Origin of the sequence: Streptomyces sp. NPDC016309 (assembly GCF_043077235.1) — a bacterium.
Lineage (GTDB): Bacteria > Actinomycetota > Actinomycetes > Streptomycetales > Streptomycetaceae > Streptomyces.
This window is the reverse complement of the sequence record NZ_JBIBSG010000005.1, coordinates 201,186-213,946: the sequence shown is the minus strand read 5'-3', so window position 1 is coordinate 213,946 and position 12,761 is coordinate 201,186. Positions and strand designations below refer to the sequence as shown.

At 71.5% G+C, this 12,761-nt stretch carries 14 protein-coding genes; 13 read left to right on the top strand and 1 reads right to left on the bottom strand.

The features are described from left to right. Positions 1–41 precede the first annotated feature (41 nt). From ACF068_RS14510 to ACF068_RS14465, 10 genes are all read left to right on the top strand, one after another. Positions 42–464, top strand: a complete 423-nt coding sequence (locus tag ACF068_RS14510; protein ID WP_392274560.1) for a phage tail tube protein — start codon at positions 42–44, stop codon at positions 462–464. Beyond that, positions 461–925: a hypothetical protein gene (locus ACF068_RS14505; protein ID WP_392274559.1), complete on the top strand. Its 465-nt coding sequence runs from the start codon at positions 461–463 to the stop codon at positions 923–925. The genes ACF068_RS14510 and ACF068_RS14505 overlap by 4 nt, the downstream gene beginning before the upstream one ends. Positions 926–1,062: 137 nt before the next feature. Next, entirely contained in the window at positions 1,063–3,690 is a 2,628-nt protein-coding gene (locus tag ACF068_RS14500) for a hypothetical protein (RefSeq protein ID WP_392274558.1), read from the top strand. Positions 3,691–3,701: 11 nt separating this feature from the next. After that, positions 3,702–7,073 carry a hypothetical protein gene (locus ACF068_RS14495; protein ID WP_392274557.1) on the top strand — a complete coding sequence of 1,124 codons (3,372 nt, stop codon included), beginning with the start codon at positions 3,702–3,704 and terminating at the stop codon, positions 7,071–7,073. A 9-nt stretch (positions 7,074–7,082) separates the two neighbouring features. Beyond that, entirely contained in the window at positions 7,083–7,532 is a 450-nt protein-coding gene (locus ACF068_RS14490) for a hypothetical protein (protein WP_392274556.1), read from the top strand. Next, the gene (locus ACF068_RS14485) at positions 7,533–7,829 is read left to right on the top strand and encodes a hypothetical protein (protein WP_392274555.1); all 297 of its coding nucleotides are present in this window, start codon (positions 7,533–7,535) and stop codon (positions 7,827–7,829) included. A 66-nt stretch (positions 7,830–7,895) separates the two neighbouring features. Beyond that, positions 7,896–8,906 carry an N-acetylmuramoyl-L-alanine amidase gene (locus tag ACF068_RS14480; protein WP_392274554.1) on the top strand — a complete coding sequence of 337 codons (1,011 nt, stop codon included), beginning with the start codon at positions 7,896–7,898 and terminating at the stop codon, positions 8,904–8,906. A 33-nt stretch (positions 8,907–8,939) separates the two neighbouring features. Then, positions 8,940–9,167, top strand: a complete 228-nt coding sequence (locus ACF068_RS14475) for a holin (protein ID WP_392274553.1) — start codon at positions 8,940–8,942, stop codon at positions 9,165–9,167. 19 nt (positions 9,168–9,186) lie between these two features. Further along, entirely contained in the window at positions 9,187–9,483 is a 297-nt protein-coding gene (locus tag ACF068_RS14470) for a hypothetical protein (RefSeq protein WP_392274552.1), read from the top strand. A gap of 47 nt (positions 9,484–9,530) precedes the next feature. Continuing rightward, a complete protein-coding gene (locus ACF068_RS14465) occupies positions 9,531–10,163 on the top strand; it encodes a collagen-like protein (protein ID WP_392274551.1) in 633 nt (210 codons plus the stop codon). A 61-nt stretch (positions 10,164–10,224) separates the two neighbouring features. Here ACF068_RS14465 and ACF068_RS14460 read toward each other — a convergent pair whose 3' ends face one another. After that, complete coding sequence (locus ACF068_RS14460; protein WP_392274550.1) at positions 10,225–11,025, bottom strand: GntR family transcriptional regulator; 801 nt, start codon at positions 11,023–11,025, stop codon at positions 10,225–10,227. 98 nt (positions 11,026–11,123) lie between these two features. Here ACF068_RS14460 and ACF068_RS14455 point away from each other — a divergent pair, with 98 nt between their 5' ends. The 3 genes from ACF068_RS14455 (at position 11,124) to ACF068_RS14445 (ending at position 12,676) form a co-directional block, all read left to right on the top strand. Beyond that, on the top strand, positions 11,124–11,462 hold the full coding sequence (locus ACF068_RS14455) for a hypothetical protein (protein WP_392274549.1): 339 nt from the start codon (positions 11,124–11,126) through the stop codon (positions 11,460–11,462). Beyond that, the gene (locus ACF068_RS14450) at positions 11,462–11,974 is read left to right on the top strand and encodes a hypothetical protein (protein ID WP_392274548.1); all 513 of its coding nucleotides are present in this window, start codon (positions 11,462–11,464) and stop codon (positions 11,972–11,974) included. The genes ACF068_RS14455 and ACF068_RS14450 overlap by 1 nt, the downstream gene beginning before the upstream one ends. Before the next feature lie 318 nt (positions 11,975–12,292). Then, positions 12,293–12,676: a hypothetical protein gene (locus tag ACF068_RS14445; protein ID WP_392274547.1), complete on the top strand. Its 384-nt coding sequence runs from the start codon at positions 12,293–12,295 to the stop codon at positions 12,674–12,676. Positions 12,677–12,761: the final 85 nt, after the last annotated feature.

Here is a 12,761-nt window from a genome sequence, read left to right as displayed (position 1 = left end):
ACGCGCGTACGGGCTCTCACCCATGCCCGAAGGAGCGCCCCATGGCGAAGTACAACGCGAGGGACTGCGTGTTCGAGATCGAATCGGCGACCCCGGCCACCTGGGTCGAGATCGGCAACATCAACACGTTCTCGAAGAGTCACGAGGAGGAGACCACCGACACCACCACGTTCGGCAGCGACGGCAACGCCGAGTCGCAGAAAATGCAGAAGGGTAAGACGCTCACCCTGGAGGGCTTCCACGACCCGACCGACGCCGGCCAGACCCGCGTAGCGGTCGTCAACGAGCTTCTCGGCGACGCCTCCCTCATCAAGATCCGGTTCCACGCCCCCGCGGACACCAACTGGGAGGTGTGGAACGCCCACGTCAACTTGGGCGACCAGGGCGGCGGCAACAACGACAAGGTCAGTTGGTCGGCGACGTTCACCCGCTCCGGCGCGAGCACCACGGCGGTGATCTCGTGAGCCAGTCGTGGGAGGCGTTCAAGCGCCAGCACCTGGAGCGCGAGACCGTCGACGTCGAGGGCGTGGCGGTCCCGGTCCCGGTGGACTTGCCGTTCGGCTTCCAGCACCGCGCGGAGCAGCTCTCCGCGTCGTCCTCGGAGGACGACGTCGCCGAGCTGGTCGGCATGCTGTTCGGCCCGGACATCTACGACCAGCTCGTCGAGGCCGGGCTCGGCGCGATCGGATTCCTGACGCTCCTCATGTGGGGCATGGCGCAGGGCTCCGGCCGGGACATGACCTTCAGCGAGGCGTACGAGATCGTCACCAGCGACGACCCGGGAAAAGCGGTGGCGCGCGCGGTGCCGCAGAACCGGGCCGCTCGCCGAGCCGCCTCGAAGCCGCGGTCTACGAGCACTGGGGCGCGGTCGTCGCGGACCTCCGCCGCGAGTACGGGATCAGCCCGGAAGACATCCCGCGCCTGACAGAGCGCACCTTCTGGGACTACGTCCTCCACCTGTCCGCAGAGGCCGTGTTCTGGCGTCTCGCGGGCGACGAGGTCCGCATCATCGACGACCCCGACCGGATCCACAACGCGCTCCACGGCTGACGAGGGGGTCTCATGGCGCTGACCATCGGCGAGCTCGTCGGCTACATCCGCGCCGACGGCCGCGACTTCGAGCAGGGCATTGCCCGGTCGCAGCTCCGGATGGCCGGTTTCCAGCTCGACACGGATGGCCGTCTGCGGGACCTCGCCGGCAACTTCGCGGACGAGGCCGCCACGATGGGCCGCGCGCTGGAGGACGGCTTCACCGACGCGGAGCGGGCCGGCACGCGGATCGTCACCGTGTACGACTCCGTCGCGGACGCCCAGTCCCGGAGCGTCCGGGCGCGGTTCCAGCGGATCGCGGAGGAGGGCCGCCGCCTCGGCGACCACCTCGGGAACGCGTTCGGCAGGGCACGGCAGGCTTTCGACAGGCTGAACTTCGACCGGCTCCGGGGCGCCGCAGGTGCCATCGGCAGCGTGGGCATGGCCGTGGGCCGGATGGGCGCCACGGTCGGCGCTGCGGTACCGGTGGTGGCCGGTCTGGGGGCGGCGGCTGCGCAGATGGCCCCGGCGGCGGGTGTGGCCGTCACCGGCATGATCGCCATGCGGCTGGCGGCGGTCGCGCTCAAGCTTGGCCTGGTCGGCGTTGAGGACGCCATATCCAGCGCCCTGGACCCGTCGAAGGCGGCCGAGTTCGAAGAGGCCGTCAAGAAGCTCGCCCCGGAGGCGCAGAAGGTCGCCAGGGGTATCAAGGCGATGGCCCCGGCGCTGAAAGAGGTCCAGCAGACCGTCCAGAACAGATTGTTCATGGGCCTGGACGGCGTGCTGAAGGGGATGGCGAAGGACACCCTGCCGGTCCTCCGCACGGGCGTTATGGACGCCGCGGACTCCCTGAACCTGATGGCCAAGGGCGTCGGGCACAGCGCGCAGAGCCTGGCCCGGAACGGGACGCTCGGCAAGGCACTGGCCGGGGCAAACGCGGGGCTGAGGAACCTCAGCCGCGTTCCGGGGCAGTTCGTCACCGCGCTGACCCAAGTCGGTGCCGCCGCCGCGCCCGCGTTCGGCCGCCTCACGGCGTCAGCGGGCAAGACCTTCGACAAGCTCTCCCAGCGCCTCACGAAGGCTTTCAAGTCCGGCGCGATGGAGAAGGCCATCGAGCAGGCCATCTCCCTGATCAAGGATCTCGCGGAGGTCGCGGGCAACGTCTTCAGCGTCATCGGTTCGATCTTCAAGGCCGCGCAGATGGAGGGCGGCGGCTTCATCGGCGTCCTGAAGGAGATCACCGGGGCACTGGCGGACGCGTTCGCGTCGCCGGAGGTTCAGGGCGGTCTCCGGGCCATCTTCTCCACCATGGCGCAGCTCGCCCGTTCGGCGGCGCCGATCCTCGTGTCGGTCCTGAAGACCGTAGCGGGCGTTTTCCAGCAGCTTGGGCCGCCAATCCAGCAGCTCATTCAGCACCTGGGCGCAGGCCTGCTGAAGATCGTTGAAGCGCTGGGCCCGGTGCTGGTGGTGGCGGCCAAGGCGGTCGGCGAGCTGGTCATCGCGGCCCTGCCGCTGATCGACGTGGCGGCAGCACTGGTGTCGGCTCTGCTGCCCGCGCTGGTGCCGCTGTTCGAGGCCCTGTCGAAGATCATTCAGGCGGCGGCCCCGTTCATCGCCGAGCTCGCGGAGGCCGCCTCGGCTCTCCTCATGCCGATCTTGAAGGCGCTCGCGGAGGAGGTCCTCCCCCGGCTGCTGCCGCCCTTCGTGGAGCTCGCCGAGAAGCTGTTTCCGCTGCTCACCGAGGTTCTCGTCGCCCTGGCGCCCGGCCTGGCGGATCTCGGCGTGGCCCTGGCGGAGATCCTCGTTGCCGCCGCGCCGCTGATCGTTCAGGTCCTCGAACTCGCCCTCGTCCTGCTGGACAAGCTGCTCCCGGCCATCCGGGTCGTGACGGTCGGTCTGGCGTACCTCGTGTCCGGCGGACTGACCGTCGTCTCGGGCGCGGTGACCCGCTACGTGATCCCGTCGCTGAAGCTCATGGCCGCGCTGATGCGCGGGGACTGGTCGGCGGCCGTCGAGCACGGCAAGACCGTGTCGGCGAACTTCTCCCGGGACGTGGGCAGGCACTTCTCGGACCTCAAGGCGTTCGTCATGCCGACGCTGCGCACCATGGGCCAGGACGTGGCGCGGCGCTGCAACGAGATGGGGGCGTCGATCTTCCGGGGATTCAACGGCGGGATCATCCGGCTGGTGGAGTACCTACGGGGCGTCCCGGCCCGGATCCGGGCCGCGTTCGGCAACGCGGCCGGGATGCTGTACAACACCGGCCAGTCCATCATCCGGGGCCTCATCCGAGGCATCGAGTCGATGCTCGGCGGCCTGGCCAACACCCTCGGCGGGATCACCGCCCGCCTGCCGGACTGGAAAGGGCCGGCCGACGTGGACGCCCGCATCCTCACCCCGGCCGGCCGCAGCGTGATCGAGGGGTTCCAGCGCGGCATTGCCGCTCAGGTCCCCGCGCTCCGCAGCCAGTTGCAGGGCCTCACCGGCGGCATGCCGGGGATGGCCCTCGGGGGTGTCGGCGGGTACCGGCCGGGCGGAGCCGGCGGCGTGCAGACCGTGCGAGTCGTCGTCGACGGCCCGGAGGCGGTGAAGAGCCTCATCCGGACGATCGTCATCGAGGACGGCGGCGGCGACGTCGCCCGTGCGTTCAACACCGTGTGAGAGGAGGGCCCGTGGCCATCCCCAAACCGTCGGTCGCCATGTACCTAGGCGGGCAGTGGGTCGACGTGAGCGCCGACCTGCTGCGCCGCGATGGCGGGATCAACCTGTCGCGCGGACGGCGGGCACGGGGCGCCCGCACCGACCCGGCCCGGGCCACGTTCACGCTGAAAGGGGAGCGGTACTCCACCCGCAACCCGTACAGCGACCTGTACGGCACTTTCGGGCGCCTGTCCCCCACCCGCATCACCGTCCCGGGCACCGAGGCGTACCTCGACCTGCCCGGCACCGCCACGGGCATGGCCACCACCCCCGACCATGCCGCGCTGGACATCGTCGGGGACCTGGACATCCGGGCGGAGGTCACCGTCGACTGGGCGGAGCCCGGCCCCCAGACACTCATCGGGAAGTGGGGCGCCGCAGGGGGCCGGTCCTACCTGCTGATGCTCGACAGCGGCTCCCTCGCGTTCCGCTGGTCCCCGGATGGGGCGACCACGCATTTCGCGTCGCTGCCCCTGCCGACGATGCCCCGGCGGGCGGCCGTACGCGCGACTCTCGACGTCGACAACGGCGCGGCGGGCCGGACGGTGCGCCTGTACTGGGCGACGTCCCTGGCGGGCCCGTGGACGCAGATCGGCGCGGACATCGTCACCGCCAGCGTGACGAGCGTCTTCAACTCGTCCTCGGCGCTGGCGCTCGGCCCGGCGGACACCACCACCAGCCCGCAGCGTCTCGCCGCCCGTGGCCGGATCCACCGGGCGGAGGTCCGCTCCGGCATCGGCGGGACGGTCGTCGCCGCGCCGGACCTCCGCGCGCTCGCCGAGGGCACCACCGGGTGGACGGACTCCGCCGGCCGGGCGTGGACGGTCGTGGACGGGGCGGAGGTGACCCGCCGGGAGTACCGGGCAGCGCTGGAGTCGACCGCGTCGTCCACCCGGTCGCACGCCTCGGGGCACGACGTGCACACCCCGGTCACCGCGTCGGGGATCCTTCAGCGGCTCAGCGAGGGGTCCCGGCCGGTGCAGTCGACGCTCCGGCGACGGATCCCGTCCGAGCCGACGCTCGTGGCGTACTGGCCGATGGAGGAGGGCGAGGACGCGGACCGGATCGTCAGCCCCCTGGCGGGTGTGCCGGACCTCCGGGTGACCGGGATGGACCTCGGTTCGGACGACTCGATGCCCGGCTCCGATGCCCTGCCGCGGCTGCGGACCCCGTCGTCGCTGCGCGGCCTGATGCCGGCGGTCGTGTCGGCCGGCTGGCAACTGGAACTGGTGTACTACCTGGACCAGATGCCCGCCTCGTCCACCGAGCTCATCCGCGTGCACGTCGCCGGTAGCGAGATGTGGCGCGCCGAGGTGCTCGTGTCGACGGCGGAGGTCCGGGTCCGGGTGGTCGCCCCGGACGGCACGATCATCGGGAACGCCGCCTACACGAACGCCGCGGCGCTCACCGATTTCGTCGGCCGCTGGAACAGATTGCAGTTGTTCACCGCGATCAGCGGCGGTACGGCGGAGGTCACCGCCTCATGGCGGGACGTCACCGGCACCACCCGCCACTACGCGACCGCCGGCTACACCGGCACCAGCGCGGGCCGGCCGACGTTCGTGGCCGGGGACTGGTCCACCAGCGCGCTGGACGGGCTCCGCCTCGGGCACGTAGCGATGTTCCAGGGCGTGAACGGCACGTTGTTCCCGGCCGCCTCCGCGCCGGTCACGATCTTCGAGGGCGCTGACGACGGGTTCGCCCGGGAGACGGCCATCAACCGGCTCGCCCGGCTGGCCGGCGAGGAGTCCGCCACGCTCGATGTGACGTGGCGCGACGGGGACGCTTCCCGGGCCTCGGAGGCCATGGGCCCGCAGCGTGTCGACACGCTCGTATCGCTGCTGGAGCAGGTCCCGGAGACCGACGGCGGGATCCTGTACGAGCGGCGTGACCGGCTCGGGCTGGAGTACCGCGACCGGGCCACCCTCTACAACCAGACGCCCACGCTCGTCCTGGACTACACGGCCAGGCACATCGCGCCGCCGCTGGAGCCTGCCGAGCGGGCCGTCGACGTCGTCAACGACGTTACCGTCCAGCGGATCGGCGGATCGGCGGGCCGGGCGGTGATCGGGACCGGCCCCCTGTCGGTACAGCCTCCGCCGGACGGCGTGGGCGTGAAAGACCAGCAGGTGTCGGTGTCGGCCGGGTCGGACGGGCAACTGGAGCAACTCGCCGCCTGGCGCGCCAGTCTGGGCACGTACGACGGGGCGCACTTCGTCCAGGTCAAAGTCCTGCTGCACGCGGCACCGGAGCTCATCCCGAGCGTCCTGGCCACGGACGTCGGGGACGTCATCCGGCTCACCAGCTTGCCGTACTACCAGTCCCCCGACTCGGTGGACCTCATCGTCGAGGGCTACACGGAGCGCTGGCCGTCTCCGCTGGAGTGGGAGATCACCTATACCTGCTCGCCGGGCGGGCCTTGGGTGGTCGGCGTGCTGGAGGATCCCGTCCTCGGGCGGCTGGACACTGACGGCGCGGTCCTCGGCGCGGCGGCGACGCAGTCGGCGACGACGCTGGAGGTGCACACTGACACGGCGGTCGGGCCCCGCTGGATCGACTCGGCGACGTACCCGACGCAGTTCCCGTTCTCGGTGCAGTTCGGCGGGGAGCGGGCGACGTGCACGGCGGTCGTCAACCGGGCCGATTCGTTCACCCGCACCCAGTCCAACGGCTGGGGCACCGCATCCAGCGGCCAGGCGTGGGCGGAGACCGCCGGTACGGCGGCGGACCGCAGCGTGAACGGCTCCCGGGGCGTGATCGTCCTCAGCCCGGCCGTCAGCACGGTGCGCTTCCAGCGGCTCGTCACGGCGGCCGTAGCTGACGCTGAGGTCCGTGTCCGCATGTCCGTGTCGGCCGTCGCCACGGGCGCCTCGGCGATCCCGGCCGTCCTGCTGCGCTACGTCGACGCCGCGACGTTCTACCGGGCGCGGGTCCATTTCGGGACCGGCGGCGGGATGTTCGTCTCGATCAGCCGCGACACCACGCAGATCGGCGGCTCGCCGGCCCTGCCGTACACGTACACGGCGGGCGCCGAGTACGAGGTGCGGGTGCGGCTGGTGGGCCACACGATCCAGATGCGGGTGTGGCCGGTCGGGCAGGCGGAGCCGCCGGTGTGGCACCACACCGAGACGGTGGTGACGAACCCGATCACCGCGGGCGGCATCGGGGTGACCGGCTCCGCGTTCGCGGGCCTGACGAACGTGGGCATGGAGCTCCGGTTCGATCAGTTCGAGGTGGTCACCCCGCAGTTGATGACCGTCACCCGCAGCGTGAACGGCATCGTCAAGCCGCACGCGGCCGGTACGCCTCTGTCTCTGTCCAACCCCATGCGCCTGGCGCTGTAGGAGGTCCCCATGCCGATCCTCGCCGGGCAGATCCTCACCGCCGGGCAGGTCGCCCGGCTCCAGCCGGTGCCGTACATCGCGCCCGCGTCGTCGCCGCTGGCGGTCGCGGGGGCGACGTACGCGGACATCCCCGGGTGCTCGATCACGCTCAACACCACGGCTGCGAACGCCAAGTACGTCGCGCAGGCCACGTTTGACTGCAACGTCCAGAACACATCGCCGACGATCCTCATGGTGGGCCGAATGTTGGTCGACGGGAACGCCGACAGCGGCATCGCCATCAAGGGGATGGTCGTCGCCGACCGCGCAACGGTGCATATGCAGTGGCAGGGCACCCTGGCCGCCACCGGCTCCCACACCCTGAAACTGCAAGGCGCGCTCACGGCCACCCTCGCCAGCGGCGGGACGTTCCAGCAGACCGACACAAAGTTGCAGGTCACGATCACGGAGGTGCCCTAGATGGCCCTGTCCACCGTCCCCGTCGTCCACCGCATCGACGCCACCGTCTACGACGGCACGAACGGCGCCGAGATCGCCGAGTGGCTGGAGGACGCCGAGCTGGTCAGCGACGACGGGACCGAGCTCGTCATCCGCACGTCGGGGTGGCCTGAGCCGGTGGAGCGCCGGATCCCGGCCGGCTGGCACGTGCTGCGGCACTGGTGCGGCATCTACAAGGAGTCGCTTGAGCCGGCCCAGTTCGCCGGCATCTGGCGGGAGGCTCCGGAGCTGGCGGCCGCGCCCGACCCGTCCGCCTGACCCCGTCCCCGACCATCCCGCCCCGCGCCGCCTGGCCGGGGCGTTTCTCATGCCCTGGAGGGCCCCATGGCCTGGTACCCCGCTGCGACCCGGATGGAGTTGCAGCCCGAGTCGGACGCCCAACCGGCGATCCGGCCCACGCAGTTCATCCTGCACAGCATCGCCGCCCCGTGGACCGCGCGCCGCATGTACGAGTACTGGCGCGACAGCTCGGCGCTGGAGTCGCATTTCGGGCTCGGGTACGCCGGCGACCTTGGGCAGTACATCGGCACCGAGACCCGCGCGGACGCCAACTACCAGGCCAACCGGCGACCGGACGGCACCGGCGCAATCAGCATCGAGACCGCGTCCAACCTTCAGCACACCGACCCCTGGACCGAGCAGCAGATCGAGGCGCTGATCCAGCTCGGCGTCTGGCTGCACCAGCGGCACGGCATCCCGCTACGGATCTGCCGAACCCACGACGACCCCGGATACGGCTACCACCGGCTCCACTCCGCATGGTCGAGCGGCGGCACGGCCTGCCCTGGGGACGCCCGGGTCCGGCAGTTCAGGGAGGTCGTCTTCCCGGAGATCGTCCGCCGGGCGACCGGCGCCGCCACCGAGCCGGACGCCGAGCAGCCCACCACCCCGACGACGCCCGCCCAGGAGGAATCCGTGGCCGTCTCCATTTCCGAATCCAACCCGCGCGCCGCGCAGCTCCCCGCCGATGGATCGTGGCTGGACATCGCCATGGCGGACGCCATCCTGGTCGGCCCCGGCGAGACGTTCAGCCTGGTGGCCGCGGTGCAGATCGACGGGCTCCAGCAGCACGCGACGGTAGCGACCCGTTTCTACTACCGCAACCAGCAGGCCGGCGACAGGTCGTACTTCCTGCCGATGACGCACGAGGTGGTGGCCGAGGCCGGCGACGACGGCGAGATCGTCGAGTTCAACACGCTCGTCGCCCACCACCCGCTCACCCACCGCGTGCCGGACGGGCACGACCTCCGGATGCAGGTCTCCGCGAAGAACCCGCGCGGCACCGCCGCGGCGTACATCCGCCACCGCACCCTTCACGGGCTGCGCGGCATCTGACCACCGCCCCTCTCACAGAACTGGAGTTCCGTCATGGCTGCACCCGTAGAGAAGAAGGTCACCGCCGCCACCACGGCCGCCTACCTGGCCAGCACCGGCCTACTGGCCGCGCTGACCGCCGTCCAGGACAACGCGGGCCTGCTCGGATGGCTGCCCAACCCGCTGGAGCCGTTCGCCCTCGCGCTCGTTCCGGCGGCCATCACGTTCGTCGGCGGCTGGGCCGCCCGGCACACACCGCGCGGGCCGGTCACGACCCGCTGACTGATCGGAGCCACCCCCCATGTCCGACGAGCCGACCCTCGGTGAGGTCGTCCGCCGGTTCGAGGACCGGTTCACGGACATCCGTGACGACATCCAGCAACTCGGCCGCCGCATGGACGAGAAGGTAGACCAACGGATCTACGACCTCCGCCATGAGGCGCTCGGCGCCCGGGTCACCGCGCTGGAGACGCTGCGAGAGAAGGACGCCGAGCGGATCGTAGCGACCAGGAGGTGGCTCATCGGGGCCATCGTGATCCCGGTCATCGGCATCCTGCTGCCGCTGATCCTGCTGCTGGTACAGGGGGCTGGCTCATGAGCCGCGCCACGTTGCGGGCGGAAGAACGACGGTGGCGCCGAGGGGACATGTTCGCTCTCCTCGGCGCCGTGCTGCTGGGCGTCGTGCTGGCCGGCGTCCTGTTCAGCATCCGCTCGCTGCAAGTCGAACTCCACAACGCCAACATCGCGCGCGACCAGCTAGCCGAGCAGGTGGAGCGGCTCGGCGCCGAGCCGGTGGCCGGCCCGCCCGGGAGCCGCGGGGAACCGACCGCGGGCGAGCCCGGCCCGCCGGGACCCTCGGGCCCCCCTGGCGAGCCGGGCCCCCCCGGGCCGCCGGGCACCGCGGGCGCGACCGGCCCGCCCGGCACTCCTGGGACGCCCGGCAAAACCGGTGCCGCTGGCCCGACCGGACCGGCCGTCACGGGCCCGCCGGGCGCGGACGGATCGGCGGGGAGCGACGGCGCCGACGGCGAGCCCGGCCCGGCCGGACCACAGGGCGAGCCAGGTCAGGCCGGTCCGCCGGGCGAGCAGGGCCCACCAGGGCCCGCCGGCCCGCCGGGCGAGGCCGGCCAGGACGGACAGAGTTGCCCGCCCGGCTACTCCTGGCAGGCGCCCCCCGGCGACCCGGACGCGCTGATCTGCCGCCGCGACGGGGCGCCGTCCCCGTCGCCCTCGCCGGGGCCGCTCGCGCTCGACCCCGCACGCCGCCAGTACCCCTGAACGATGACGCCCCCTGTCTGGCCTACGGGCCGGGCAGGGGGCGGCTTCGTCGTGTCCGAGGTCAGTCGTCCAGGTCGATGACGAATTCGACGACCGTGGTGTCTCCGCGTCGCACGATCGGGTGAGCCACCTCGACGATCCGGCCGGTGTCGGCGATGTGCCGCCGCGTGTACCGAAGGACGGGAACCCCCTGGCCGACGCGCAGCGTGGCCGCTTCCACCTCGGTGGGCATGGCAGTGGTGAACGACTCGGTGATGCGGGTGACGCGGATGCCCAGGGACGCGAGTTGTGCCCGAGTGCCGCCTGGCCATGGCTCGTTGATCGGGTCAGCCACGGGCGTGCCGGCCACGTCGGTCCAGCGGACGTAGCTGGTGCTCATCTGGGTGGGCTGGTCGTTGTCGTAGAACACGAAGTGCCTGGCCAGCAGCCGCTCGCCGGGCTCGCACTCGAACAGGCCAGCCAGCTCGGTGTCGGCGCGCACCTTCTCGAACCGCTTGTCCAGCCGGTACTCCGACCAGCTGATGCCCTGGTCTCGGGTGTACGGAGTCGACTTGGCGCCCGGCGTGGTGCGGTATCGGTCGGCGGCCATCCGGTGAATGGGCGGCCGGGGCCGGACGCGCGTTCCTGCGCGGGCCCGTGTTTCCAGCAGGCCCTCGGATGCAAGGAGACGAACCGCGCTGCGGACCGTGGTCTCTGAGACCCGGTAGTGCTCGCAGAGGGCCGGCAGCGTCGGCAGGCGGTCGCCAGGGCCGAACTCGCCGCTGGAGATGCGTCGACGGAGGTCGGCGGCGATCCGGAGGTACTCGGGTCCTGCCACTGCAACACCGCCTGTCGGGAAGATCGCGTCAATCTGAGTACACATAGTCGCTGCCCCTCTTGACCGCTGCCAACTTCGCCGACAATCTGAGTACAGATAACCACTATCCGTACTCAGATAGCTACGGGAGTCGGGGGAGAGTCATGCCTGAAACGGGTCAATCCTGGCAGCAGGCCTTCAAGGCGCTGCCCGAGGAAGCCGCCCAGGTCCGGGCATGGGTCGGCAGTCGCGTGCAGCACATCGACGCAGTGGTGGTCGCACACGAGCTGTTCGTGGCGATCCTCGGCACCCGGCCCGACGTCATCGAGATGACGCTCTCCACTGCCGGAGCACGTGCCCGCATCACTGCAAGCGGGCCCGCCGAGCTGCACGCTCTGCACACTCACGGGCCGGGCCTGGCCATCATCGCCGGGCTGTCCCGCTACTCCGGCGTTACCACCGACACACGCGGAATGTGGGCCCAGATGCAGGTAGGGCCCTGATGGACCAGCGGAGGGACGACATGCACGCGCCCGACCTGTGGGCCCCCACTCTTCAGCCCGCCATGCCCAGCCTTGAGAGCCCCGGGGCGCAGTGGCTCGCGTCGGTCATGAACCCGCCGTCCGCCGCCCTCGCGGACTGGGCGGACAGCCCCGACCACCTCGCTGAGATTCCGCTCGGCCTGCGGTTCGACGTACTGCGGGTGTCCGAGGGCCTCGCGGTGCCCGTGCTCGACGACCTGGCCAACTCCGACGTCACCCTGGGCCCGGTGCTCCATTGCCAGCGCCGCCGCTGCCTGGAGTTTCTCGTCCCCGTGGGAACCGCCGCGTCATGGGCGCCGCTGCGCGGCACGGTGTGCGCGGGCCGTGGTGGGGCCCTGTGCTGCCCGGCGCCCGGCGCGACGAGTAGGGGCCGGACGTGGCTGTACCCGCCGCTCGGTACCGGCGTGCTGACTGACCCGGGTCTGCTGCGGGCCCGGCTGGAACCGCTGACGATGCGCGGCTACCGCCTCTAAGACTCCCGCCCCGGCCGCCGATTCCCTGCAAGGACACGGCCGGAGCGGGCCGGGCCACCCACAGGACGGGACGGCCCACCGCAAGTGCACACGACGCGGAGAAGGACTCCACGTCCACAGCACCTGGAGGTCACCATGCGATACCGACTCGACGTGGTCAAGAACGGCGGCGGCGACGAGGACGACGGCCAGGGCGGCAACCCGCCCACCGGCGACTCGGACGACGGCCGCCAGTACAACCACTGACGCCCGCTGAGTGACGCAATACTGGCCCGGCACCCGGTCGTGGTGCCGGGCCACCACCCGAAGGGACCGCCGATGACCGACCTGCCGCCCCACTGGCACGCGTACTCCTGGACCGGGCACGAACGGCCGGCCGACAGCGACCGCAACAACATGGCCAGCGCCACCCCTCCGCTGGAAACGGCACACTGGCTGCGCAAGAGCGTCAAGCCCGAGGCCACCTGGCCCGTCCCGGAGGGCGCTGAACAGGCGTACGCCTGGCTGCGGGCGCAGCTCGAGGAGCACCCGCGCGCCGCGCATGACCTGCCGTACGAGCCGCAGATGGAGTACGCGGCGGACTGCCTGGCTCGCGGGGCGGACGTCGTCTGGGGGTACTACTCCGAGCGCGGTCGGTACATCTCGCGCACCCTGGTGGCCTGCCCCCGCGCTGGCGAGCGCTGCCCAGCCCCGCCGGCCTGAGCCGGCCCCTGCCTCATCCGTTGCCCTGGAAGTGCCCGGCGCTCCGCCGTTCGGGTGGGCTACCCGCCTTCGTGGCGTCCAGGTG